General features: G+C 43.5%; 21 protein-coding genes. 11 read left to right on the top strand and 10 right to left on the bottom strand.

Features of this window, described 5'->3' with window-relative positions; translation table 11 throughout:
* Positions 1 to 17: 17 nt before the first annotated feature.
* Positions 18 to 1,307 (top strand): citrate synthase, encoded by a 1,290-nt coding sequence (locus tag R7127_RS15475; protein WP_005382163.1) that lies wholly within the window; start codon positions 18 to 20, stop codon positions 1,305 to 1,307.
* A 92-nt stretch (positions 1,308 to 1,399) separates the two neighbouring features.
* On the opposite strand, the gene R7127_RS15470 is transcribed toward R7127_RS15475, so the two are convergent.
* Positions 1,400 to 2,158 carry a Nif3-like dinuclear metal center hexameric protein gene (locus R7127_RS15470; protein ID WP_033906914.1) on the bottom strand — a complete coding sequence of 253 codons (759 nt, stop codon included), beginning with the start codon at positions 2,156 to 2,158 and terminating at the stop codon, positions 1,400 to 1,402.
* A gap of 231 nt (positions 2,159 to 2,389) precedes the next feature.
* Between R7127_RS15470 and R7127_RS15465 the strand changes: the two genes are divergently transcribed.
* Positions 2,390 to 3,163, top strand: a complete 774-nt coding sequence (locus R7127_RS15465; protein WP_033906915.1) for a DUF1853 family protein — start codon at positions 2,390 to 2,392, stop codon at positions 3,161 to 3,163.
* Between the two features lie 61 nt (positions 3,164 to 3,224).
* Here R7127_RS15465 and pgm read toward each other — a convergent pair whose 3' ends face one another.
* Together pgm and seqA are read right to left on the bottom strand one after the other, a co-directional pair.
* Positions 3,225 to 4,871, bottom strand: coding sequence for a phosphoglucomutase (alpha-D-glucose-1,6-bisphosphate-dependent) (gene pgm, locus R7127_RS15460; RefSeq protein WP_033906916.1), 1,647 nt, complete (start codon positions 4,869 to 4,871; stop codon positions 3,225 to 3,227).
* A 92-nt stretch (positions 4,872 to 4,963) separates the two neighbouring features.
* Entirely contained in the window at positions 4,964 to 5,506 is a 543-nt protein-coding gene (gene seqA / locus R7127_RS15455) for a replication initiation negative regulator SeqA (protein WP_005382149.1), read from the bottom strand.
* A gap of 92 nt (positions 5,507 to 5,598) precedes the next feature.
* On the opposite strand from seqA, the gene R7127_RS15450 reads away from it, so the two are divergent.
* From R7127_RS15450 to fldA, 3 genes are all read left to right on the top strand, one after another.
* Positions 5,599 to 6,366, top strand: coding sequence for an alpha/beta fold hydrolase (locus tag R7127_RS15450; RefSeq protein WP_017819953.1), 768 nt, complete (start codon positions 5,599 to 5,601; stop codon positions 6,364 to 6,366).
* A gap of 112 nt (positions 6,367 to 6,478) precedes the next feature.
* Positions 6,479 to 6,700 (top strand): DUF2788 domain-containing protein, encoded by a 222-nt coding sequence (locus R7127_RS15445; RefSeq protein ID WP_005393038.1) that lies wholly within the window; start codon positions 6,479 to 6,481, stop codon positions 6,698 to 6,700.
* 48 nt (positions 6,701 to 6,748) lie between these two features.
* A complete protein-coding gene (gene fldA, locus R7127_RS15440) occupies positions 6,749 to 7,282 on the top strand; it encodes a flavodoxin FldA (protein ID WP_005382146.1) in 534 nt (177 codons plus the stop codon).
* A 52-nt stretch (positions 7,283 to 7,334) separates the two neighbouring features.
* On the opposite strand, the gene R7127_RS15435 is transcribed toward fldA, so the two are convergent.
* Positions 7,335 to 7,838 (bottom strand): DUF4442 domain-containing protein, encoded by a 504-nt coding sequence (locus R7127_RS15435; protein ID WP_005382144.1) that lies wholly within the window; start codon positions 7,836 to 7,838, stop codon positions 7,335 to 7,337.
* 200 nt (positions 7,839 to 8,038) lie between these two features.
* On the opposite strand from R7127_RS15435, the gene fcrX reads away from it, so the two are divergent.
* Positions 8,039 to 8,488, top strand: coding sequence for a ferric iron uptake transcriptional regulator FcrX (gene fcrX / locus R7127_RS15430; RefSeq protein ID WP_005382141.1), 450 nt, complete (start codon positions 8,039 to 8,041; stop codon positions 8,486 to 8,488).
* 221 nt (positions 8,489 to 8,709) lie between these two features.
* Here the strand turns inward: fcrX and glnS are convergent, their stop codons facing one another.
* The gene (gene glnS, locus R7127_RS15425; RefSeq protein ID WP_005382124.1) at positions 8,710 to 10,380 is read right to left on the bottom strand and encodes a glutamine--tRNA ligase; all 1,671 of its coding nucleotides are present in this window, start codon (positions 10,378 to 10,380) and stop codon (positions 8,710 to 8,712) included.
* A gap of 276 nt (positions 10,381 to 10,656) precedes the next feature.
* Positions 10,657 to 12,150, bottom strand: a complete 1,494-nt coding sequence (gene nagE / locus R7127_RS15420; protein ID WP_318142043.1) for an N-acetylglucosamine-specific PTS transporter subunit IIBC — start codon at positions 12,148 to 12,150, stop codon at positions 10,657 to 10,659.
* A 489-nt stretch (positions 12,151 to 12,639) separates the two neighbouring features.
* Between nagE and nagA the strand changes: the two genes are divergently transcribed.
* The 4 genes from nagA (at position 12,640) to asnB (ending at position 18,559) form a co-directional block, all read left to right on the top strand.
* Entirely contained in the window at positions 12,640 to 13,776 is a 1,137-nt protein-coding gene (gene nagA / locus R7127_RS15415; protein WP_171343129.1) for an N-acetylglucosamine-6-phosphate deacetylase, read from the top strand.
* A 2-nt stretch (positions 13,777 to 13,778) separates the two neighbouring features.
* Positions 13,779 to 14,993 carry a DNA-binding transcriptional regulator NagC gene (gene nagC, locus R7127_RS15410; protein ID WP_025766988.1) on the top strand — a complete coding sequence of 405 codons (1,215 nt, stop codon included), beginning with the start codon at positions 13,779 to 13,781 and terminating at the stop codon, positions 14,991 to 14,993.
* Between the two features lie 81 nt (positions 14,994 to 15,074).
* Positions 15,075 to 16,664 carry a cation:proton antiporter family protein gene (locus R7127_RS15405; protein ID WP_318142042.1) on the top strand — a complete coding sequence of 530 codons (1,590 nt, stop codon included), beginning with the start codon at positions 15,075 to 15,077 and terminating at the stop codon, positions 16,662 to 16,664.
* A gap of 230 nt (positions 16,665 to 16,894) precedes the next feature.
* Positions 16,895 to 18,559, top strand: coding sequence for an asparagine synthase B (asnB, locus tag R7127_RS15400; RefSeq protein ID WP_005384979.1), 1,665 nt, complete (start codon positions 16,895 to 16,897; stop codon positions 18,557 to 18,559).
* Positions 18,560 to 18,674: 115 nt separating this feature from the next.
* On the opposite strand, the gene rfaH is transcribed toward asnB, so the two are convergent.
* Positions 18,675 to 19,175, bottom strand: a complete 501-nt coding sequence (gene rfaH / locus R7127_RS15395; RefSeq protein WP_005382098.1) for a transcription/translation regulatory transformer protein RfaH — start codon at positions 19,173 to 19,175, stop codon at positions 18,675 to 18,677.
* Between the two features lie 333 nt (positions 19,176 to 19,508).
* Here rfaH and R7127_RS15390 point away from each other — a divergent pair, with 333 nt between their 5' ends.
* Positions 19,509 to 20,897: a peptide MFS transporter gene (locus tag R7127_RS15390; RefSeq protein WP_005382097.1), complete on the top strand. Its 1,389-nt coding sequence runs from the start codon at positions 19,509 to 19,511 to the stop codon at positions 20,895 to 20,897.
* 49 nt (positions 20,898 to 20,946) lie between these two features.
* On the opposite strand, the gene hemH is transcribed toward R7127_RS15390, so the two are convergent.
* The 3 genes from hemH to htpG all read right to left on the bottom strand — a co-directional run bounded on the left by hemH (position 20,947) and on the right by htpG (position 24,946).
* A complete protein-coding gene (gene hemH, locus R7127_RS15385; protein ID WP_064353706.1) occupies positions 20,947 to 21,909 on the bottom strand; it encodes a ferrochelatase in 963 nt (320 codons plus the stop codon).
* Between the two features lie 167 nt (positions 21,910 to 22,076).
* Complete coding sequence (adk, locus tag R7127_RS15380) at positions 22,077 to 22,721, bottom strand: adenylate kinase (RefSeq protein ID WP_005382094.1); 645 nt, start codon at positions 22,719 to 22,721, stop codon at positions 22,077 to 22,079.
* A 320-nt stretch (positions 22,722 to 23,041) separates the two neighbouring features.
* Positions 23,042 to 24,946, bottom strand: a complete 1,905-nt coding sequence (htpG, locus tag R7127_RS15375) for a molecular chaperone HtpG (protein WP_017819957.1) — start codon at positions 24,944 to 24,946, stop codon at positions 23,042 to 23,044.
* Positions 24,947 to 25,120 lie beyond the last annotated feature (174 nt).

Below are 25,120 nucleotides of genomic sequence, written 5' to 3'. Positions count from 1 at the left end.
AAACAAAGGAGATTGTTATGGCGGATAAGAAAGCGACCCTTCATGTTGAAGGTCAAGCGCCAATCGAACTGCCAATTATGGACGGTACGCTAGGTACACCTGTAATTGACGTTCGTAAGCTGGGAGCCAATGGTTACTTTACTTTTGACCCAGGTTTTCTTGCCACTGCATCTTGTGAATCATCAATCACGTACATCGATGGCGGCAAAGGTATTCTTTTGCACCGCGGTTTCCCGATTGATCAATTAGCCAATAACGCAGATTACTTAGAAGTATGTTACATCCTTCTTTATGGTGAAGCCCCTACCCGAGAACAATACGAGCAATTCAAAACGACCGTTACTCGTCACACAATGGTACACGAGCAAATCGCAAGCTTTTTCCATGGCTTCAGACGCGATGCTCACCCAATGGCGGTAATGTGTGGTGTAGTTGGAGCACTTGCAGCCTTCTATCACGACTCTCTTGACATTAACAACGACGAACACCGCGAAATTGCAGCGTACCGTCTGCTGTCAAAAATGCCAACACTGGCGGCGATGTGTTACAAATACTCTATCGGTCAGCCATTTATTTACCCTCGTAACGACCTTAGCTACGCTGAGAACTTCTTGCATATGATGTTCGCAAACCCTTGCGAAGAGTATGAAGTAAATCCTGTGGTTGCCCGTGCGATGGATAAGATTTTCACTCTACACGCGGATCACGAACAGAATGCGTCGACATCAACTGTACGCCTAGCTGGCTCTTCTGGTGCGAACCCATTTGCATGTATTGCCGCTGGTATTGCATCCCTTTGGGGACCTGCTCACGGTGGTGCAAACGAAGCCTGCTTGAGAATGCTAGAAGAGATTGGCAGCGTCGATAACATCCCTGAATATGTAGACCGCGCGAAAGACAAAGATGACCCATTCCGCTTAATGGGCTTTGGTCACCGCGTTTACAAGAACTACGACCCACGTGCGACAGTAATGCGCGAAACGTGTCATGAAGTTCTCAAAGAGCTAAACATTCAAGACCCTCTGCTAGACGTTGCAATGGAACTTGAGCGCATTGCGCTTTCTGATGAGTACTTCGTGTCTAAGAAGCTGTACCCGAACGTAGACTTCTACTCAGGTATCATTCTTAAAGCGATTGGTATTCCAGTTTCTATGTTTACGGTTATCTTCGCGATTTCTCGTACCATCGGCTGGATTGCTCACTGGAACGAAATGCACAGCGATCCACTGAACCGCATCGGTCGTCCTCGTCAGCTATACACTGGCGAAACACAACGTGAGTTTTCTCCACTTCACGAACGTGAATGATCTTTTAGTACGAAGATAGACAAACAAAAGGGTTGAGATTTTCGTCTCAACCCTTTTTTCTTTTTTGCGTTTAACGTTATTAATGGAGAACGCTAAACCGGATTATCAATATCGATAAACTCCACATGTAGGCCATATTCATCCGCTAGCCATTTGCCTAAGGCCTGAACACCATAACGCTCAGTAGCATGATGACCTGCAGCAAAGTAATGAATGTCCATTTCACGAGCGGTATAAGTGGTGCGCTCTGAAATTTCTCCAGAGATAAATGCATCCAGCCCGTGCTGTACAGCAAGTTCAATGAAATCCTGCCCTCCACCAGTGCACCAGCCGACTGTCTCAATCATCTTATCGGTATTCTCTGGAGCGATATGCAGAGGCTCTCTATCAAGAACTTGGTTGATCTTACTCGCAAATTCAACACCAGACATCGGCTTTTTCAAGCGCCCAAACATAACAACTGACTGAGGGTGCCCTTCAAGCCCACCTTCTACTTCGATTTCAAGTAAGCGAGCTAATTCAGCGTTGTTGCCTAGCTCTGGATGAATATCTAGAGGAAGGTGATAACCATATAAGTTGATATCGTTTTTGATCAGACTACGAATTCGTTTACCTTTCATGCCACGAATTGGCTCAGGCTCACCTTTCCAAAAATAGCCATGATGAACAAGCAATGCGTCTGCATTAAGCTCAATCGCTTTATCGATTAAGGCTTGAGAGGCGGTTACGCCAGTGATAACACGCTTTACCGCTGATTTCCCTTCTACCTGTAACCCATTTGGTGCGTAATCTTTAATTAACTGCGGTGACAGTTTGTCATTAAGAATCTGTTCTAGCTTTAAGTTATTCATTATTACTTCCAATTTCTAGCGCATGTAAACCTAAATAACCTCTTGATGGAATCAGACGAAAGAATGCAACCTAGTTGATACAACAACGTTTTGACATCTGGCACCTTGATATCATTTAGGTCTTTAAAGTGTACCTCGAACCCTAATATCGATGCTAGCCACCCTACCCTCAAAAGCAAATTTAGTTACAATAACAAAGCTTGTCGCCTCACCATAAATTTAGGGATACGGATGAACCAACTGCAACGCTTTTACCAATGGATCGCCACTTCACCTCCGCTTTTCAAGTTAACCCCTCCGTTTGCAACCTTAGAAGATATCTCGGTCAAACCTTTGAATAGCTCAGAACAATACAATGGTAATCCGAGACTGGGTTTTTTATATCAGCACCTATGCACTGCGGCTCTTTCTAATTCAGAACGATATCAGATTATTGCCGAAGAAATTCAGTTAAACGACGCGGAAGGTAAGACCATTGGTGCTGTCGATTTAGTGTTGAGGAATACAGAATCAAATCAGATAGAACATTGGGAAGTGGCGATTAAGTTTTATCTTCTTTACAACGGCATTTGGTATGGCCCGAATGCTCACGACCAGTTACATGTAAAATTGGATAGAATGCTCACGCATCAGCTGAAAATGAGCGATCGCCCGGAATTTCAAAAAATAATTCCTTTAAACGACTCTCCAGAAGAGCGCCTAATGATGCAAGGACGACTCTATATTAATCCGTTTACTCCAGAGCCAACTCCTAAGGAGTGCTTGGGTTATGAATTAAATCCAAGTCAGATTAGTGGTTACTGGTGCTATCAACGTCAATGGGATTTAATTGGTAAACCCCTTTATCATTTACATAAACCATGCTGGGCGACCGGTACAGACGATTTCTCTCAACCTATTGAAAAGCCTTTAGATCGATTCATACACGCACAAACGGAAGACGGTCAATTCTGGTTTGTGGTACCAGATTCATGGCCCGGAGATAAAGCGGTTCGGGGCACTTAAACATGAAAGGGTTGATGTTTTCACATCAACCCTTTGCTAGATACATTGACCATTGGATGTTTTACAAACCAGCGGCTGCAAACACTTGATTAACGATCTCTTGTGCTTCAGCTTCGATTTGTTTCAGATGTTCTTCACCTTTGAAGCTTTCACAGTAAATCTTGTAGATGTCCTCTGTGCCTGATGGACGAGCAGCGAACCAACCGTTAGCCGTCGTTACTTTAAGGCCACCAATCGCAGCACCATTGCCTGGTGCATGCGTTAGACGAGCAGTGATCGCATCACCTGCTAGAGTTTCAGCCGCAACCATTTCTGGTGACAACTTCTTCAATACGTCTTTTTGTGGGCCATTTGCTACAGCTTGAATACGGTTGTACTTCGACTCACCGTGCTTCGCCGCTAGCTCTTCATAGTAATCTTGAGGGTTCTTACCCGTTACCGCAGTGATCTCTGCTGCTAGAAGGCATAGCAAGATGCCATCTTTGTCTGTTGACCAAGGTGTGCCATCTTTACGAAGGAAAGACGCACCAGCACTTTCTTCGCCGCCGAAACCAAACTTACCAGTGTACAGACCGTCTACAAACCATTTGAAACCAACAGGCACTTCACATAGCTCACGACCTAGATCCGCAACAACACGGTCAATCAGCGCACTTGAAACTAGTGTTTTACCAACAGCGACGTCTTTACCCCACGCGTCACGATGACGGTACAAGTAGTCAATACAAACGGCTAAGAAGTGGTTCGGGTTCATCAAACCTTTTGGCGTAACGATACCGTGACGGTCGTAGTCAGGATCGTTACCAAATGCTAAATCGTATTCGTCTTTCAGTGCCAATAGACCCGCCATTGCGTAAGGAGAAGAACAGTCCATACGCACAACGCCGTCTTTATCTAGCGACATGAATTGGAAAGAAGGATCGATCGATTCACTTACTAGCGTTAGGTCTAGGTTGTATGCCTGACCAATTTGACGCCAGTAATCGATACCGCTGCCACCCAATGGATCTACACCAATCTTCAGGTTCGCCTTTTGGATTGCTTCCATATCGATAACGTTCACCAGGTCATCGATGTATGGCTTCACCAAGTCCATCTCTACAAACAGATCCGATGCTTTTGCTTCTGCTAGTGGTAGGCGTTTCACACCTTGTAAACCTTCAGCAATCAGTTCGTTCGCACGATCTTCGATAGCTTGAGTCAACTCAGCTTCTGCAGGACCACCATGTGTCGGATTGTATTTGATACCGCCGTCTTGTGGTGGGTTATGTGATGGAGTAATAACGATACCGTCTGCTTTTTCATCGTGTTTGATGTTGTAAGTCAGAATCGCGTGTGAAATACCCGGTGTTGGCGTGTAACCGTTGTCTTGTTGGACAATCACTTTCACACCATTTGCAATCAGTACTTCAATCACACTTGAGAAAGCAGGCTCAGATAGCGCATGCGTGTCTTTACCCACAAACAACGGGCCAATTGTGCCTTGCTCAGAACGAACTTCTGCTACCGCTTGAGCGATCGCTAAAATGTGGTTTTCGTTAAAAGTGTGCTTGTCTGCAGTACCGCGGTGGCCAGAAGTACCAAATTGAACTTTGTGTTCTGCGTTTGCCGCGTCTGGTTGAAGTAAGAAGTAGTTAGCAACGAGTGCTGGGATATTGTGAAGATCTTCCTGCTGCGCTTTTTGCCCAGCACGAGGGTGCATAGCCATGTTTGACATCCTTTCTTTCAATACAAATAAAATTAAAAAAGCCTCATAATATCCGCTCACTGCGACGCATTATGAGGCTTCTATCAGGTTTCTTAGATTGAACCTGTTACTTTTTCTATTAAGTCAGGTTGGAACCCCATGTGTGCCATCACTTGTTCAACCATCTGTCTTTTACGACTTGTATTGTTATTCGTGATAACCCAAAACGGTGTGCCAGGAATGGCTTTTGGCTTGGTCGTATTACCGTTTGCTAGCAAGGTTTCTTCATTATCTGCAAAGTACACGCGTTTGCGTCCTTTTACATTCGTAGCCTGGGCGAAACCTTCTGGATTCAATTTATGTAAGGTCGATAATACCAACATAAAGCGATCAATCGCTTTTTTTAGACCGGCAAACTCATCAGAAATAAGCAGCGAACGCATTTCTTTCACTACATCAACAGATTCCGTTTTACCCGCATCTTTACTTACTACAATCCCTTGTGGCTTCTCTACTACAGGCGCGGCTTTAGCTTCCTGCAACTGACCATCAAGGTTTAAAAGGCGTCGCAAAATATCCGAGGCGCTTTCACCGATATGCTTAGTTTGACTAGCTATATAACGGTATAGATCCTCATCAACCTCAATTGTTTTCATTCGCTTTTCACATTCTCAATGTTTAAACTCTGGGGGATTATAACGAGATCCACGCGGATACTCCACGTTAAACCCATCACGAATAAGATAAAATGTCAGCATTACTCAACTATAAGCAGGAAGGCCAAGGCCAAACAGTTGTTTTGATTCACGGATTGTTTGGTAGTTTAAGTAATCTGGGTCTACTCGCCCGCGATCTTATTAAAGATCACACGGTGATCAGTATTGATCTGAGAAATCACGGCCTCTCTTTCCACTCCGAAGTCCATAACTATACCGATATGGCAAAAGATGTGGCTCAGCTCCTTCAGCACTTAAACGTTGAGCCATCTATTGTTATTGGTCACTCCATGGGCGGAAAAGTCGCGATGGCTCTTGTGGACATTGCGCCAAATGTAGTCAAGCAGTTAGTCGTTCTCGACATGGCGCCTGTTGCCTACACTACGAACCGTCACGATAATGTTTTTAACGGCTTACATGCTGTTATTAATGAAAAACCAGCAAATCGACAGCAAGCCATGGATATCCTAGCTCAACATATTGAACTCGATGGTGTAAGACAATTTCTCTCTAAATCACTGTACAAAAATGGCGATAAGATGGATTGGCGGTTTAACGTACCGAGCCTTTTTGAGAATTATGACCAAATTATTGGCTGGCAAGAAATCACACCAACAGATATCCCAACTTTGTTTATCAAAGGCGGCGACTCTGACTACTTAATGCCAGAACATCAGCCGGCAGTGAAGCGACAATTTAACCATGCTAAAGCACACATTATCGCTGGCACTGGTCACTGGTTACACGCCGAGAAACCGACAGAAGTAATGAGAGTCATTCGAAAATACATTTCGAGTTAACAAATTCGAAAAGCAACACTAGATTATTGAAATAACCCTTCTTGTAGTGCATTAACTTTACCGTTTAACAGTGGTATAGTGCGCCCAAGATTTTTCGGCATGAAGGGCTAAAATGCTTTACGACTATATGGATATGCTCGAGTCTATTGGACTCGATCTTCTTTTTGCTGCTATCTTTTTTTTCATCGGGATGGCGATAAAAGATGTGCTAAAGCAAGGCAATGTACCTGTTTTTGGTCGTCGTATTGTGTGGTTAGTCCTTTTCCTAGGCTGTGCTGGCTTTATTGCAAAAGGTGTAATTCAGCTAACTTGGGAAGGCTCAGGGTTAGGTTAAACCCTTAGTAGCATCGCCAATAACAAACAATGTAAAGGTATAGACTCTATGGCAAGTGTAGGTATCTTCTTCGGTAGCGACACAGGTAATACTGAAGCCGTTGCAAAGATGATTCAAAAGCAACTAGGTAAACATCTAGTTCACGTTCAAGACATCGCGAAAAGCAGCAAAGAAGACATTGATAACTTCGATCTTCTTCTTCTAGGTATCCCAACTTGGTACTACGGCGAAGCACAATGTGATTGGGATGACTTCTTCCCTGAGCTTGAGCAAATCGACTTCTCTACTAAGCTAGTGGCTATCTTTGGCTGTGGCGACCAAGAAGACTACGCAGAATACTTCTGTGACGCGATGGGCACAGTCCGTGATATCGTTGAATCTAAAGGCGGCACAATTCTTGGCCATACCTCGACAGAAGGCTACGAATTTGAAGCGTCTAAAGCACTTGTTGAAGGTGACGAAAGCCAATTCGTAGGTCTATGTATTGATGAAGACCGCCAACCAGAATTGACTGACGAGCGTGTTGAAAGCTGGGTTAAACAGATCTATGAAGAGATGTGTTTAGCTGAGCTAGAAGGCTAATCAAATTGAATGATGCAAAGACCTCCACTTGGAGGTCTTTTTGTATGTATTGTCACACAGCATCGGTAAGTACTTCCTCTTCGCGATACTGAGGTTTCTTTCTTACATAAAGCTTGCGTTGAACCTCTGAAACCACATTCCCCTGTTTATCTTTTACATGAGTAATAAACTCAGGAAAACACTTTTCTCCATTCCGTGTCATTTGATAAATGTTTTCCAGCATCCCTTCAGTGACCTCAAATTCTGCAAACAAATCACTTTGCCCCGGCTTAATAAAGTTAATGCTTGCCTCTTTATCCCACACATAATATTCCTCTCGTAGAATCCCCATCAGCATCAACGAGTAAATAGGATCAGTTAAAGAGAAAATACTGCCGCCATATTGGGTGCGATTGGCATTTTTATTCCACCAGCGAAGCTTTAAACGTACCTTTACAGTACGGAAGTCTTGAGAAATATGTAAGATTTTAATACCCGCCCCCCAAAAAGGAGGCCAAATATTGAGTGCGAACTTTACAATTCCTGGTTTGTATATCTTCGCTAGTCGCCTATTCATCGCTATCCCTGCCCTCTCCAAGCTTAATGTTACACAATTGTAACTGGTCAGAGCTGTAATATAATGGACCTGTTTCTAATTTACAAAAAGATTCTATTAACCCTTTGAAGTTCGTGGTTTAATGTTCCGAACGCTTATCCTATAATGGTAGGAAGATTGAATTCTGTTAAATCGCTGCAGATGATCCAACGGGAAAGTATATGTCAGATAATAATCAGGCGCTGAAGGATGCGGGTTTAAAAGTAACCCTTCCGAGGCTAAAAATTCTAGAAGTACTTCAGCAGCCAGACTGCCAGCACATCAGTGCTGAAGATTTGTACAAAAAGTTGATTGATCTAGGTGAAGAAATTGGCCTAGCAACTGTTTACCGAGTTCTAAACCAGTTCGACGATGCTGGTATTGTAACTCGTCACCACTTTGAAGGTGGAAAGTCAGTCTTCGAATTATCGACTCAACATCACCACGACCACCTAGTGTGCCTAGACTGTGGTGAGGTAATTGAATTTTCTGACGATCTTATTGAAGAACGTCAAAAAGAGATTGCAGCTAAGTACAATGTCACACTAACAAACCACAGCTTATACTTGTACGGCAAGTGTAGCGATGGTGGTTGTAAAGACAATCCAGATGCACACAAACCGAAAAAATAAGGGTTTGTTAATTTAAAAAGTAAACGCCAGCACATGCTGGCGTTTTTTGTTTCTAGAAGTAAGTACCTTAGACGTCAGCACTTTGGTTACAGAACAAAAGCTACTAAACGCCCATCTTTTTCTCCACAGTCTTGCACATCTATATAGCGCTCTGTGGGAGTAGGTATAAAAAATGCCAGCGTTTGCTGGCATTTTTTCATCATTCTCAGCATTAATCGAGATTATTGATTCTCAATTTTTGCCCAGGTATCACGTAGACCGACCGTGCGGTTGAATACTAGATTATCTGCTGAAGAGTCTTTCGAGTCTGCACAGAAGTAACCCATACGTTCAAATTGGTAACCTTTTTCTGCTTCTGCAGAAGCTAGGCTAGGCTCGACAAAGCCATTGATCACAACTAATGATTCAGGGTTGATAGTAGAAGCAAAATCTTCCGCTGCGCCTGGGTTTGGCACCGTAAATAAACGATCGTACAGACGAATTTCCGCTGGAAGAGCTTTATCAGCTGACACCCAATGAATAACGCCTTTCACTTTACGACCATCTGCTGGGTTTTTACCTAGCGTATCTGCATCGTAAGAACAGAAGATCGTTGTGATGTTGCCTTCGGCATCTTTTTCAACGCGCTCAGCTTTGATCACGTAAGCACCACGTAAACGAACTTCTTTACCTAGCACTAAACGCTTGTACTTTTTGTTCGCTTCTTCACGGAAGTCTTCACGCTCAATCCACAATTCACGCGTGAATGGCACTTCACGCACGCCCATTTCAGGTTTATTTGGGTGGTTGGCAACTGTCAAGTTTTCTACTGCGCCTGCTTCAAAGTTTTCGATAACAACTTTAACAGGATCCAGTACAGCCATTGCACGCGGAGCGTTCTCGTTTAGGTCATCACGAATACAAGATTCTAATGAACTAAACTCGATCATATTTTCTTGCTTCGTTACACCAATACGCTTACAAAACTCACGAATAGATGCAGGTGTGAAGCCACGACGACGCAGACCTGAGACAGTCGGCATACGTGGATCATCCCAACCATTAACCAGTTTTTCAGTAACTAGCTGGTTAAGCTTACGCTTAGACATCACTGTGTATTCAAGGTTTAAACGACTGAACTCGTATTGATGTGGACGGCTTTCGATCGTGATGTTGTCTAGAACCCAATCGTACAGACGACGGTTATCCATGAATTCAAGCGTACAAATAGAGTGCGTAATGCCTTCTAGTGCATCAGAAATACAGTGCGTAAAGTCGTACATTGGGTAAATGCACCACTTATCACCAGTTTGGTGGTGCGTAGCAAAACGCACACGGTATAAAACTGGATCGCGCATGACCATGAATGAAGAACCCATGTCGATTTTAGCACGAAGACACGCTTTACCTTCTTCAAATTCACCAGCGCGCATTTTTTCAAACAACGCCAAGTTCTCTTCAACAGAACGGTCACGGTATGGACTTGGTTTACCTGGCGCCTTTAGTGTGCCGCGGTATTCACGAATTTGCTCTGGACTTAGCTCATCTACATACGCTAAGCCTTTGTTAATCAATTCAATTGCATATTCGTAAAGCTTATCGAAGTAGTTTGATGAGTAACATACTTCACCACTCCACTCAAAGCCCAACCAGTTTACATCTTTCTTGATAGACTCAACGTATTCGATGTCTTCTTTTTCAGGGTTTGTATCGTCGAAACGCAGATTACATTGACCCTGGTAGTCCTGAGCAATACCGAAGTTCAAACAGATAGACTTAGCATGACCGATATGCAGGTAGCCATTTGGCTCCGGCGGGAATCGAGTATGCACGCTAGTGTGTTTACCATCCGCTAGATCTTTATCAATGATCTGGCGAATAAAGTTTGATGGACGAGCATCAGCTTCACTCATCTATAGCACCTCAAAAATATTAGTATTGTCAGAGAAAACGGAACCCTGTATCCAAGTATGGTTTCACAGAGTACATTGTTCCTAATGATCCACAATTCTAAGCAATTAGACAACAAGAACTCGCTCTAAAACGACAATATTTATCGAGTTAGCGTGAAAGCAAAGCAGATTCAAAGGGCCTAAACGAAAAAAGGCCCCCTGCGGAGGCCTTTTGCGATGTTGTAGTATCAATTGTTTGCAATACCAATAACAAACAATCGCACCACTATTAAACAGTTAAGCTGGTAACTGAACACCACTTAAGTCTTCATCTTTAGATACATTCTTCATCTCACCAGCAACAATCTCTGCTAGTGGACCAAGGATAACTTGTAGGTTGTTTGTACCTAGCTTCACAACTCCCATAGCTCCAAGATCTTTCAGAGTTTTCTCATTGATAACGCTCATATCCTTCACAGAAAGGCGCAAACGAGTAATACAGGCATCGATAGAACTTAGGTTGTCATGACCGCCAAGTGCCTTCAAGTACTGACGAGCAAGCTCTGAAGAATTGCTTGATCCAGCCACGTTAGATGAAGCTTCTTCATCATCTTCACGTCCCGGTGTTTTAAGGCCAAACTTAACAATCACGGTACGGAACACGAAGTAGTAAACCGCAAAGAAACCAAGACCTTGTACAATGAGCATGTACCAGTTTACCGCTAGCGGGTTACGAGTCGACAATACTAAGTCGACTAAACCAGCAGAGAAACCGAAACCTGCAATCCACTGCATTGATGCCGCGATATAAACTGATAGACCAGTCAGCGCTGCGTGAAGAACGTACAGTCCTGGAGCAAGGAACATGAATGCAAATTCAAGTGGTTCTGTTACACCTGTAAAGAATGAAGCAAACGCAGCCGCAATCATGATAGATGCCACTTTCTCTTTATTCTTTGATTTCGCTGTATGGTACATCGCTAGAGCAGCGCCTGGTAAACCAAACATCATGATTGGGAAGAAGCCCGCTTGGTACATCCCCGTAACACCTACCGTTGCCGTGCCTTCAGCTAATGATTTCGCACCGCCAAGGAAGTTTGGAATGTCATTAATACCAGCAACATCAAACCAGAACACTGAGTTTAGTGCATGGTGCAGACCAACAGGAATTAGAAGACGGTTGAAGAATGCGTAAACACCTGCACCTGCTTCACCCATACCTTGAATGCTTTCGCCAAAACTGACCAGACCGCCGTAAACTGATGGCCAAACGTACATCAGGATGAACGCAATAACGATACCAGCAAAAGACGTTAGGATAGGTACAAGACGCTTACCAGAGAAAAACGCCAGTGCTTTGTGCAGCTCTACGTGAGAAAAACGGTTGTACAACTCAGCAGAAACAATACCAACCAAGATACCGACGAACTGGTTATTGATTTTACCAAATGCAGCAGGTACTTCACTTGGGTCAATGCCTTGAATTTTTGATACTGCACCAGGGGCCAAAAGCGTTGTGACAACTAAGAAGCCCACGAAACCTGAAAGTGCAGCGGCGCCATCTTTGTCTTTAGACATTCCATAAGCAACACCAACAGCGAACAATACTGACATGTTGTCAATGATCGCTGCACCAGCTTTAATAAGAAATGCAGCAAGTGCACTGTTTGCGCCCCAGCCATTTGGGTCGATCCAGTAGCCAATACCCATGAGTATTGCTGCTGCAGGAAGTGTGGCAACCGGCACCATAAGCGCCTTACCCACCTTCTGGAAGTATCCGAGAATGTTCACCTTAAGTTCCCCCTATAGGATTAGATGTTATGTTGAATGACTTATTTCAGCCGTCCAATTTAGTCATCCTAAGTTTATGATATTAATTTTGCTCCGCAAATTAAAAGCTCACCGTTTGTGATCATAATCACCACAATTTGCCCTTTCGGAAGGTTTTTGCTAGCGAGATCATAAAACTTATTTTATTATACGAAAAAATGGCGTTTTAAAGATAATATTCTCGCACTTTATGCAAGGCAGAATCAGTGTTATTTTGGTATCTAGGCGGGTAAATCACTGTAACTTTGCTCTGAAAAAGAATCATAAAAAACCATACAATTATTACTTTTCAGTTAGTTACTATGACAATAACATCGATAAAACGCGACTTGCTGTATGTGACTCGTTATCTAATTCAGTGATACAAACTAAGTACCCATATGACTGAAGCAGTCTCTACTTAGATAACGATATAGAAATTGAATTCTCATCTATAAGGACTAGCTGACTATGTACGCGCTAAGTAACTGTAAAATTTATACCGGTAGTGATGTTCTTACCGATCATGCGGTCATCATCGAAAACGATCTTATTCAATCTATTGTGCCGGTTTCTGAGCTACCTCAAAGCATCGAAGTAAAAGACCTTGCAGGCGCTAATCTAAGTCCAGGCTTTATCGATCTGCAGTTGAACGGTTGTGGCGGTGTAATGCTAAACGATGCAATTACCCCTGAAACCATGCAAATCATGCACCAGGCAAACCTCAAATCTGGCTGTACTAGCTTCCTGCCAACACTCATTACATCATCTGATGAAGATATGCGAACTGCAATTGCCGCAGCTCGTGAGTACCACAACAAGTATCAAAATCAATCGCTTGGCTTACACCTCGAAGGTCCTTACCTTAACGTCGCGAAAAAAGGCATCCATAACGTCGATTTTATTCGCCCATCAGACGAAAGCATGATCGACCTTATCTGCGCAAACGCCGATATCGTAGCGAAAGTAACACTAGCACCTGAGCATAACGACCCAGAGCATATTACGCGATTAAAGGCTGCTGGCATCGTGGTTTCAATTGGCCACACAAATGCAACCTACGCCGAAGCACGTAAAAGCTTTGAAGCAGGCATTACTTTTGCTACACACCTCTTTAATGCAATGACACCAATGGTTGGTCGTGAACCAGGAGTTGTTGGTGCAATTTACGATACTCCTGACGTATATGCTGGCATTATTGCTGATGGTTTTCACGTCGACTACGCAAACATCCGAATTGCTCATAAAATCAAAGGTGAAAAGCTTGTTTTGGTGACGGATGCCACAGCTCCAGCAGGTGCTAACATTGATCACTTTATTTTTGTCGGTAAGAAAGTATATTACCGAGATGGTAAGTGTGTTGATGAAAATGGCACGCTAGGCGGCTCAGCTTTGACAATGATTGAAGCAGTTCAGAATTCAGTTGAGCACGCGGGGATCGCTTTAGACGAAGCTCTACGAATGGCCACGTTATACCCAGCAACAGCAATTGGTGTTGAGGATCGCCTTGGCCGAGTTCGAAAAGGGATGGTTGCAAACCTGACTATTTTCGATCGTGACTTTAAAGTAAAAGCGACGGTTGTTAACGGACAATACGAGCAAAATTAAGCATGAATGGCGGACAGATTGGTAATGTAGATTTAGTAAAACAGCTTAACAGCGCTGCGGTATATAGGCTGATTGATCAGCAAGGTCCTATCTCCCGTATTCAAGTCGCGGACGTGAGTCAGCTCGCGCCTGCTAGTGTTACCAAAATAACCCGCCAACTTTTAGAGCGCGGCCTTATTAAGGAGGTCGCCCAACAAGCTTCAACTGGTGGTCGTCGTGCGATCTCTTTGACTACTGAAGTCAAACCTTTTCATTCGATTGCCGTTCGCTTAGGTCGAGATTACGTACAGTTCAGTTTATACGATTTAGGTGGTACCGCGCTGGCAGAAGATCAGCATGAACTGCACTACACTAACCAAGCAGACTTAATCGCAGGACTTATCGATTTATTAAAAGATTTCGTAAACCGTTGCGAAGACAAAATTGATCAACTCATCGCTATCGGCATCACTTTACCGGGCCTTGTTAACCCAACAACTGGCGTGGTCGAATACATGCCTAATACCGATATCGATAATCTTGCTCTCGGTGAAATTGTTGGAGAGAAGTTTAATACAGCATGCTTTGTTGGCAACGACGTACGTGGCATGGCGTTGGCTGAGCACTACTTTGGAGCAAGCCAAGACTGCCAGGATTCTATTTTGGTTAGCGTCCACCGCGGTACTGGCGCAGGTATTATCGTTAACGGCCAGGTTTTTCTTGGTTTTAACCGCAACGTCGGTGAAATTGGTCATATCCAAATTGACCCGCTTGGTGAGCAATGCCAATGTGGAAACTTTGGCTGTTTAGAAACCGTAGCTGCAAACCCAGCGATTATTCAACGAGTGAAGCAACTGATTACTCAAGGATACGAATCAAGCTTAACCGACCTTGAAAACATCACAATTGAAGCGGTATGTCAGCACGCAATGAATGGTGATGAACTTGCGAAACAGAGTTTAGTGCGAGTGGGCAACCAGCTAGGTAAAGCGATTGCGATTACGGTTAACTTATTTAATCCACAGAAAATTGTAATTGCTGGCGATATTACTGCAGCACAAGATATTGTTTTCCCTGCAATTCAACGCAACGTAGAGAATCAATCTCTTAAAACTTTCCATAACGACCTCCCTATCGTGGCTTCTCACATTGATAAGCAGCCAACGATGGGCGCATTTGCGATGATTAAACGCGCTATGCTAAACGGAGTTTTGTTACAAAAGTTACTGGAAGACTAAGTTTATACAACCAATTGAGTTACAATCTCGGGCTGTGTTTTCACAGCCCGTTTTTGTATATCAGGAATACAGCTCAACAGTATGGAAATTATTCTAATTACAGCCGCTTTTTTAGCTGGTTTTATTGCGCTTAAATGCAGCCTCCCTCCCCTCGTTGGTTTTCTACTAGCTGGATTTGGCTTGCATGTATTTGGTTACCAAAGCAATGACGTTATTGTCACTCTCGCAGATCTTGGTGTTACTCTTCTTCTGTTTACTATTGGACTCAAACTCGATGTAAAAACCCTGCTGTCCAAAGAAATATGGGGAGGGGCAACCGCCCACAACATACTCTCTACCGCTTTTTTTGCCCTAGCGTTATCCGGCTTAAAACTACTGGGCTTGACTTCGCTAGCCAGTATGGACGGCAGCCAAATCCTGCTTTTAGCTTTTGCACTATCGTTCTCTAGTACCGTTTTTGCCGTAAAAGCATTGCAAGAAAAAGGCGAAATGAACGCGACCTACGGCACACTCGCGATCGGTATCTTGGTTATGCAAGATATTTTTGCCGTAGTATTCCTGACTGCTTCAACCGGAAAAGTCCCAGAATGGTATGCCATCGGTTTGTTCGCACTGCCTTTCCTTCGTCCCCTATTCTATAAGCTGCTCGATAAAGTTGGCCACGGCGAAATGCTGGTGCTATTCGGTATTTTCTTCGCGCTTGTTGTCGGTGCTGGGCTATTCGAGTTGGTCGGGATGAAACCAGACTTGGGCGCGCTAATTTTAGGCATGCTACTCGCAGGTCACCCAAAAGCCTCAGAACTATCCAAGTCATTATTCAATATGAAGGAGCTCTTTTTAGTCTGCTTCTTTTTGAACATTGGTTTATCCGCCTCATTGAGCGTGAATGGCGTCGTTCTCGCCCTGCTATTTATCTTACTGCTACCAATCAAAGGACTCTTGTACTTCGTCACTATTAATCATTTTAAGTTTCGAGTACGTACCTCTTTGCTCGCCTCTTTATCACTATTTAACTACAGTGAGTTTGGTCTTATTGTTGCTGGGTTGGCCTATAAAATGGGCTGGATGCCAAGTGATATGCTTGCTGCGATTGCGGTTGCGGTGTCGGTATCCTTTGTAATTTCCGCGCCACTTAACCGCCTTAGCCATAAAATTTATCAACATTCAGGTAAGTGGCTGCAAGAGACAGCGGTAGAAAAGCTCAATCAACGCGACCAACTCATCAACCCAGGTCATGCCCAAGTATTGATCTTAGGTATGGGGCGTATTGGAACGGGCGCTTATGATGAGCTACGTTCACGCTATGGCAAAATTTCATTGGGTATAGAAATTCGTGAAGACGCTGCACATCATCATCGTTCAGAAGGAAGAAATGTGATTTCTGGTGATGCCACCGACCCGGATTTCTGGGAGCGAATTTTAGATACAGGTCATGTAAAACTGGTTCTGCTTGCAATGCCACATCATCAAGGTAACCAAACAGCACTTGAGCAGCTTAAACGCAGAAAATATAAGGGGCAAATTGCCGCTATCGCCGAATACCCAGATCAATTGGAAGGCTTACTTGAAAATGGCGTTGACGCAGCATTCAATATTTATAGTGAAGCTGGTAGCGGTTTTGCTCGACACGTCTGTAAACAACTTCAACCTAAATTCACACCAATTAAATAAGCAACAGCACTGATATTTTTCGGAAGGCTTTCTATTGATAGAAAGCCTTTTTTGTATAGTTTTTATACCAAACCTTGATCTCATTCACCAAAACAACGGTTGAGTTAAATATTTTCCATACAACAAGGCCTTTTATCATTTTTTTAATCACAAAACGTTGCTTTTTTTATTAGTAATGGCAAATTTAAACCATACCGATTAGAAATTGTTTAGTTTAGTAAGGATGTAGTATGTGTTCAGTATTTGGCATTTTAGACATTAAAAGCGATGCAGCCGCATTGCGCCCTATCGCATTAGAGATGTCGAAAAAACTTCGTCACCGTGGCCCAGACTGGTCTGGGATTTACTCTTCAGAGCGTGCTATTTTAGCGCACGAGCGCTTGGCGATTGTTGGTCTAAATAGTGGTGCACAGCCGCTATACAGCCCTGATAAGAAGCTCATCCTTGCCGTCAATGGTGAAATCTACAACCATAAAGAAATTCGTGCTCGTTACGAAGGAAAGTACGAATTTCAAACCGATTCAGACTGTGAAGTCATTCTTGCACTTTACCAAGATATGGGTGCAGATCTCCTTGAAGAACTAAACGGTATTTTCGCTTTTGTGCTCTACGACGAAGAAAAAGATGAGTATTTAGTCGGACGTGACCATATTGGTATTATCCCTCTTTATCAAGGTCACGATGAGCATGGTAACTACTATGTGGCATCAGAGATGAAGGCTCTTGTTCCAGTATGTAAAACAGTAAGTGAATTCCCTCCTGGTAGCTATTACAGCTCTAAAGATACTGAGCCAACACGTTACTATGTTCGTGACTGGAACGAGTACGCAGCAGTACAAGGTAACAGCACTAGCAAAGAAGAATTGACTGAAGCGCTAGAAGCGGCTGTTAAACGCCAACTAATGACTGACGTGCCTTACGGTGTACTTCTTTCGGGCGGTCTAGATTCTTCTATTACATCTGCGGTAGCAAAACGCTTTGCAGCGATGCGTATTGAAGATGATGAAAAGTCTGAAGCTTGGTGGCCTCAACTGCACTCTTTTGCTGTTGGCCTAGAAGGCGCGCCTGACCTGAAAGCCGCTCGCGAAGTTGCCGACCAAATTGGTACCGTTCACCACGAAATGACGTACACGATTCAAGAAGGTTTGGACGCGATTCGTGACGTGATTTACCACATTGAAACGTATGACGTGACGACTATCCGCGCATCAACACCTATGTTCTTAATGGGTCGTAAGATCAAAGCGATGGGTATCAAGATGGTATTGTCTGGTGAGGGCGCTGACGAAATCTTTGGTGGCTACCTTTACTTCCACAAAGCGCCAAACGCGAAAGAGTTCCACGAGGAGACTGTGCGTAAACTGCTTGCTCTGAACATGTTCGACTGTGCTCGTGCTAACAAGTCGCTGGCAGCATGGGGAGTTGAAGGACGCGTACCTTTCCTAGATAAAGAGTTCATTGATGTAGCAATGCGCTTGAACCCAGCAGACAAGATGTGTGGCAACGGTAAAATGGAGAAACACATCCTTCGTGAGTGCTTCGAGCACTACCTGCCAGAATCGATCGCATGGCGTCAAAAAGAGCAGTTCTCTGATGGCGTTGGCTACAGCTGGATCGATACGCTGAAAGAAGTAGCAGAACAGAAAGTGACAGACCAGCAGATGGAAACAGCTCAATATCGATTCCCATACAACACGCCAACGACAAAAGAAGGCTACGTGTACCGTGAAATCTTTGAAGAGTTATTCCCACTTCCATCAGCAGCAGAGTGTGTACCAGGAGGCCCTTCAGTAGCGTGTTCTTCAGCGAAGGCGATTGAATGGGATGAATCGTTCCAAAACTGTGTTGACCCATCAGGTCGTGCAGTACAGACCGTTCACAACGACTCATACTAATTCTCTACGATAAAGATAAGGGTTGGTTCGTCCAACCCTTTTAAAACAGACAAAAAATTAGATACGATCAAAAAGAGGTGCTTTTGCACCTCTTTTTATGTTTGATGGAATTAGGCTATTTTAAATCTAAATCACTATTGTCTATGCTGACAGGCACACGCTTGGTAATCATCTGAACTAGCATAATTGAGCGTTTCTCACCATCTTGTTCTTGGAAGATGGCATCTATGCCCGCAAATTGACCGCTTTTAACTCTAATTTGATCGCCTGGTTTTGGCATACATTCAGAAACGGTATTGTCATTACAACACTTTTCTAGCTGCATCAATTCGAAGACCAAGTCACCTTGAACTTCTTTCGGTTGAGCACCAAAACGCACAAAGTCAACAACACCTCGAGTAGAGCGGACTGAGGTGAAGTTTGGCCCTTGCTCATAATCAAAGTAAGCGAATACGTAACAAGGAAACAGCGGTTCCTCGACTTTTTGTCTTTTACCGCGCAAAATCTTCTCAACTTCTACAGTTGGATAAAAGCACTCTACACCTTGATTTTCAAGGTGTTGTTTCGCCCTAACCTGCTCCCCACGTTTACAATAAAGTAGATACCAACGTTTCATCTTTTTACTAGCCAATTCTATTTTGTTTTTATCCTAGCATTAAGCCAAAGTTGAGTCATTGATATTCAGTTTATCTATAAAAGTATGATTATACATCGCTCGCATTAACGACATTTTTCAGCAACTTACGATAAAGAAGTCCATAGGCAAAAATGGAAATTAAGTTTGTAACACAACCAATACACCATCATATAATCTGCAAATCTAATCAAAAACAGCCACTTAACAAACAAAAATAGTTGAATGGCAAAATTTTATTATTTGTCACTCGTTGAATTGCATTGTATACGTAGAAGTCGTTAAAAAATGTAATAACTATTATTAGAAGAGCTTATGTCAAACCAACATCAATATTTTGGTCATCCACGTGGCCTGTTCTTATTGTTCGGTACAGAACTGTGGGAACGCTTTTCTTACTACGCAATGCGTGCCATTCTCGTGCTTTACCTTACTGATACAACAATGAATGGCGGCCTTGGCTGGTCAACCAAAGACGCATTAGACCTATACGGCATATACACAGGGCTTGTGTATATCACGCCTCTTATCGGTGGTTACCTAGCAGATAACTATTTAGGTCAACGTCGCTCAATTTTGCTTGGTGGCGCGTTAATGGCCATCGGCCAGTTTACTCTTGCACTTCCTGCTGATGCTTTAGGTATTGGTTCGCTACACAGTTTCTATTTAGGTCTTGGCCTACTTATCACTGGTAACGGTCTCTTTAAGCCAAATATCTCAACCATGGTTGGCGACCTTTATCAAGAAGGTGACAACCGTCGTGACGGCGCATTCACTATCTTTTATATGGGTATCAACTTAGGTGCATTACTTGCCGGCGTCGTTTCTGGCTCTGTGACAACCTCTTACGGTTGGAAAGCTGGCTTTGTTGCCGCTGGTGTGGGTATGCTGGTTAGCCTAGTGATGCAAATGGTACTGGCTCAATCATGGCTTGGTGATATTGGCCGCGAACCAGCGGCGAAACGAGATCTAAATAACAAAAACGCCACCACGAAGCAGCCACTCACCAAAGAAGAAGTGAATCGACTAAAAGTAATTCTGGTCATGAGCTTATTCACTATTGTCTTCTGGGCAGGCTTTGAACAAGCAGGTGGCCTGATGAACATCTACACTCAACAATATACTGATCGCATGATTGGTGGTTTTGAAGTTCCTGCTGCGTGGTTCCAATCACTAAACCCATTTTTCATTATTACTCTAGCGCCAGTTCTGGCTGTCCTTTGGGTAAAATTGGGTAAACGTGAACCCACTTCGCCAGTGAAATTTGCAATGGCACTATTTTTCTTAGCGATTGGTTTCCTTTGTATGGTTGGCGCAGTGCTAGAACAAGGTGGAGATACAACAGTAAAAACATCGATGTTATGGTTGGTCGGCGCTTTCTTCTTCCACACATTAGGCGAGCTGTGTTTATCTCCAATTGGTCTTTCATTGGTGACTAAATTAGCACCGCTTCGCTTAGCTTCACTTATGATGGGTGCATGGTTTGGCTGTAATGCGATTGCTAACTATGTTGCGGGCTATGTGGGTTCTCACGTAGGCGAGTTAGGCGCTATGGCTATCTTTAGTGGTATTGCGGTCAGCGCAACCGTAAGTGGCGTAATTTTGCTCCTATTCTCTAATACACTCGTTCGCTGGATGCATGGCGCTGAAAATACGCACAGCACGGCAGAGCAAGTAGAAGAGCAGCAAGTACAAGTTGCTTGATCGCTCAACTAAACGTAGAAAGGGTCGCTATTGCGACCCTTTTTTGTATCTAAAGTTTAGATTGAACTAACTCAACCATCATCTCGATATGAAGTTCACTATCGTTCAAACAAGGGATGTAGGTAAAGTTTTCACCACCTGCTTCAAGGAAAATCTCTTTACACTCTTCCGAGATCTCTTCCAACGTCTCTAAACAATCTGAAGAAAATGCAGGGGTCACAACATTAATATTTTTCACACCCTTTGCAGGAAGTGCCTCTAGGGTCTTATCGGTATAAGGTTGAAGCCACTCTTCTCTCCCAAATCGGGACTGATACGTCATGCCAATTTGTTGTTCGCTTAAACCTAACGCTTTCCCAAGCAAGCGAGTCGTCTCTTCACAATGCTGTGGGTAAACATCACCATTGTCAGCATAACGTTTTGGAATACCATGATAAGAACACAGCAGGTAATCTCCCTGACCATTCTTTTGCCAATGTTCACGAACTGAATGCGCTAACGCTTCAATATATTTCGGGTGATTGTAATAATCACGAATAAAGCTAAAGCCTGGCATCACAGGCAGGTTCTTAAATGCTTTAGTGATTCCGTCAGAAACCGCTGCCGTTGTTGTGCCCGAGTATTGCGGATACAACGGTAAAACAATGACTTCATCAACGCCTTGCGCCAATAGGGCTTCAAAGCCTGATTGCAAACTTGGGTTACCATACGTCATACCAAGCTCTACAGGTATATCAAGCTTTTGTGCCAACTTTTCCGTTTGGCGTTTAGAGTACACCATCAACGGCGAGCCCTCTTCCATCCATACTGATTGATAGAGTTTGGCAACTTTAGGAGCTCGGATAGGAAGGATAACGCCGTGCAATAGTGGACACCAAAGCCATCGAGTCATGTCTACCACTCGGTGATCATGAAGAAACTGACTTAAAAAGCGCTTTACGGCAGGAGCGGTTGGTGCGTCAGGAGTTCCCAGGTTAACTAGGAGTACACCCTGTTTATTATTCTCTTTCATAACATCCTATTCATGGTAAACGGCTTGGTTCATATATTTAAGTAACCTCGAAGTAACGAATAGCCGAGCTGAAGTTAATTAGATATATGTTTACGAGTAAACTAAAAAAAGCGACCACTTGGGCCGCTTTCAATATATCAAAATATTAAATTTTTGACTTCAGCAAATTAAGATAGTGCTTTCTCGATATCCGCACTAACTTCAGCTACTTGCTTAGTACCATCAAACTTAAGGTACTTAGTCTTTCCTGCTTCAGCTTCTTTGCCGTAGTAGTTGATTAGCGGTGCAGTTTGCTCGTGGTAAACACCTAGACGAGCACGTACTGTTTCTTCTTTGTCGTCATCACGAACAACAAGATCTTCACCAGTTACATCATCTTTACCTTCCACTTTAGGCGGGTTGTAAACCACGTGGTAAGTACGACCAGAAGGAAGGTGAGCACGACGACCAGCCATACGCTCAACAATCACATCGTCTGCAACGTCAAATTCGATAACGTAGTCTACGTCTACGCCCATTTCTTTTAGGCCGTCAGCTTGAGGGATAGTACGTGGGAAACCATCTAGTAGGAAACCGTTTGCACAGTCTTCTTGAGCGATGCGCTCTTTGATAAGACCAAGGATGATTTCATCAGAAACTAGCTGACCAGCGTCAATAACAGCTTTAGCTTGTTTACCAAGCTCTGTACCTGCTTTGATAGCAGCACGAAGCATATCACCAGTAGAGATTTGTGGAATACCGTATTTTTCCATGATGAAGTTTGCTTGTGTGCCTTTACCTGCACCTGGAGCACCTAGAAGAATGATGCGCATGATTTATCCTCTTTAATATTTAAGATTTATACCGAAGCTCACAATAGCTGACCTCTTAGACATCAAACCTGAGAAGCACCTGCAACGATAAGTTTCGGTATAACGTATATAGGCGAGCAAAAATACACGCCTTATTACTCACATTCAAGTCGCAGATTCTATCACAGGTTCTCTGAGCAAAGAGTGTATTAAGACTAAAGAATGTTAACAGTACCCTCTTTCACGCCCTATTGATTATTAACTCAGCACTTGAGATGCAAAATTTTGCGACAACAAACAAAAAGCTCGCGAAATGCGAGCTTTTTGATTTGCAGAGGTTATTACACCTTAGTCAAAAGTTGATTAACGGCTCCTAAGAACTCTGTTGGATCCTCAATAGAGCCTCGCTCCGCTAGCATTGCTTGACCAAGCAGAACTTCAACCCAGCGACCAAACGCTTCTTCATCGGCTTCGTCAGCCATACGCTTAACCAATTCGTGCTCAGGGTTTAGCTCAAAGATGTATTTCACTTCCGGCACAGCTTGACCAGCTGCCGCAAGAAGCTTCGCCATTTGAGTGCCCATTTCGTAATCGTCCGTTACCACAACAGCAGGCGTAGATGCGAGTTTGAAGGTCGTACGAACTTCTTTCACACGATCGCCTAGGTAAGACTTCGTGCGCTCTACAACCGACTTAAACTCTTCTTCGGTTTCTTTTTGCTTCTCTTTTTCTGCTTCATCTTCAAACTGACTTAGATCAAGCCCAGCTTTAGTGATTGACTGGAACTGTTTACCATCAAACTCAGTTAAGTAGTTCATCAGCCACTCATCAATGCGGTCGTACATCAAGATAACTTCAATGCCTTTCGCTTTGAACTGTTCTAAGTGAGGGCTGTTTTTCGCAGCTGCATAGCTGTCTGCCGTCAAGTAGTAGATCTTATCTTGACCTTCTTTCATGCGCTCAACGTAAGACGCCAAGCCCACAGTTTGCTCAGAAGAGTCCACTTCAGTTGAAGCAAAGCGCAATAAACCTGCAACTTTCTCTTTGTTTGCAAAGTCCTCCGCAGGGCCCTCTTTCATCACAAGACCAAACTCTTTCCAGAATGATTGGTATTTCTCTTCGTCATTCTTGGCCATACGCTCGAGCATCGTTAGCACGCGCTTAGTACAAGCATTACGTAGAGACTGAGTCACTTTATTGTCTTGTAAGATCTCACGTGATACGTTTAGCGGTAAATCGTTTGAGTCTATTAAACCACGTACGAAGCGTAAGTATGACGGCATAAATTGCTCTGCATCGTCCATAATGAATACGCGCTGTACGTATAGTTTCAAGCCTGATTTGTGGTCGCGGTTCATCATATCCCAAGGTGCTTTCGATGGGATGTATAGTAAGCTCGTGTAGTCGTTTTTACCTTCTACACGGTTATGACTCCAGACCAAGGGATCGGCAAAGTCATGTGATACGTGTTTGTAGAACTCTTGATACTCTTCTTCTGAAATATCAGATTTGTTACGCGTCCACAGTGCTTGGGCTTTGTTGATTTGCTCCCACTTCTTCTCGTCTGTTTCCTTGCCTTCGTCATCACGAACGACAGTTTGGATTGAAACAGGAATGCCGATGTGATCAGAGTACTTACTGATAACGTCACGTAGACGCCACTCATTCAAAAACTCTTTACCCTCTTCACGCATATGAAGAATGATGTCGGTACCACGTGACTCTTTGGTAATGTTTTCGATGGTGTACTCACCTTCACCCGCTGAGTGCCATTGTACCGCTTCATCAGCGGCTAGACCCGCAGCGCGAGTGCGCACGGTAACGGCGTCAGCAACGATAAATGCCGAGTAGAAACCAACACCAAACTGACCAATAAGCTGAGAGTCTTTGCTCTGCTCTTCAGATAGCTTTGAGAAAAACTCAGCTGTACCAGATTTTGCGATTGTTCCTAAGTGCTCAATCACATCATCACGGCTCATACCGATACCGTTATCAGAAATGGTTAAGGTATTTGCGCTTTCATCAAACGACAGTTTCACGCAAAGGTCTGCATTACCTTCGTATAGATCTGGGTTAGATAACGCCTGAAAGCGCAGTTTGTCTGATGCATCTGATGCGTTAGAGATCAGCTCGCGCAAAAAGATCTCTTTATTTGAATAAAGAGAATGGATCATTAAATGCAGTAGTTGTTTTACTTCTGATTGAAAACCACGAGTTTCTTTATTTTGAGATACGGTTTCGCTCATGTGTGCTCCATAACATCTAAACTAATTGGCTTTTTCATAGGGACAAGTTTGTGACTTTCCCCTTGAAATCACCTTACCGAGATGTCATTTAACATGTGGCTGACAAATGTAAATTCAAGGTCAATATTGCTAAAAACGGTGTTTTTTTAGAAAATTTTAATTATCCTACCCGTC

This window comes from Vibrio sp. 1159 (genome assembly GCF_033340395.1).
Taxonomy (GTDB): Bacteria; Pseudomonadota; Gammaproteobacteria; order Enterobacterales; family Vibrionaceae; genus Vibrio; species Vibrio alginolyticus.
This window is presented reverse-complemented; position numbering and strand designations above follow the sequence as displayed.

Bases quoted from the DNA above. Each gene is read 5' to 3' on its own strand.
- R7127_RS15475 (WP_005382163.1), top strand. From the start codon at position 18: ATGGCGGATAAGAAAGCGACCCTTCATGTTGAAGGTCAAGCGCCAATC.
- R7127_RS15470 (WP_033906914.1), bottom strand. From the start codon at position 2,158: ATGAATAACTTAAAGCTAGAACAGATTCTTAATGACAAACTGTCACCG.
- R7127_RS15465 (WP_033906915.1), top strand. From the start codon at position 2,390: ATGAACCAACTGCAACGCTTTTACCAATGGATCGCCACTTCACCTCCG.
- pgm (WP_033906916.1), bottom strand. From the start codon at position 4,871: ATGGCTATGCACCCTCGTGCTGGGCAAAAAGCGCAGCAGGAAGATCTT.
- seqA (WP_005382149.1), bottom strand. From the start codon at position 5,506: ATGAAAACAATTGAGGTTGATGAGGATCTATACCGTTATATAGCTAGT.
- R7127_RS15450 (WP_017819953.1), top strand. From the start codon at position 5,599: ATGTCAGCATTACTCAACTATAAGCAGGAAGGCCAAGGCCAAACAGTT.
- R7127_RS15445 (WP_005393038.1), top strand. From the start codon at position 6,479: ATGCTTTACGACTATATGGATATGCTCGAGTCTATTGGACTCGATCTT.
- fldA (WP_005382146.1), top strand. From the start codon at position 6,749: ATGGCAAGTGTAGGTATCTTCTTCGGTAGCGACACAGGTAATACTGAA.
- R7127_RS15435 (WP_005382144.1), bottom strand. From the start codon at position 7,838: ATGAATAGGCGACTAGCGAAGATATACAAACCAGGAATTGTAAAGTTC.
- fcrX (WP_005382141.1), top strand. From the start codon at position 8,039: ATGTCAGATAATAATCAGGCGCTGAAGGATGCGGGTTTAAAAGTAACC.
- glnS (WP_005382124.1), bottom strand. From the start codon at position 10,380: ATGAGTGAAGCTGATGCTCGTCCATCAAACTTTATTCGCCAGATCATT.
- nagA (WP_171343129.1), top strand. From the start codon at position 12,640: ATGTACGCGCTAAGTAACTGTAAAATTTATACCGGTAGTGATGTTCTT.
- nagC (WP_025766988.1), top strand. From the start codon at position 13,779: ATGAATGGCGGACAGATTGGTAATGTAGATTTAGTAAAACAGCTTAAC.
- R7127_RS15405 (WP_318142042.1), top strand. From the start codon at position 15,075: ATGGAAATTATTCTAATTACAGCCGCTTTTTTAGCTGGTTTTATTGCG.
- asnB (WP_005384979.1), top strand. From the start codon at position 16,895: ATGTGTTCAGTATTTGGCATTTTAGACATTAAAAGCGATGCAGCCGCA.
- rfaH (WP_005382098.1), bottom strand. From the start codon at position 19,175: ATGAAACGTTGGTATCTACTTTATTGTAAACGTGGGGAGCAGGTTAGG.
- R7127_RS15390 (WP_005382097.1), top strand. From the start codon at position 19,509: ATGTCAAACCAACATCAATATTTTGGTCATCCACGTGGCCTGTTCTTA.
- hemH (WP_064353706.1), bottom strand. From the start codon at position 21,909: ATGAAAGAGAATAATAAACAGGGTGTACTCCTAGTTAACCTGGGAACT.
- adk (WP_005382094.1), bottom strand. From the start codon at position 22,721: ATGCGCATCATTCTTCTAGGTGCTCCAGGTGCAGGTAAAGGCACACAA.
- htpG (WP_017819957.1), bottom strand. From the start codon at position 24,946: ATGAGCGAAACCGTATCTCAAAATAAAGAAACTCGTGGTTTTCAATCA.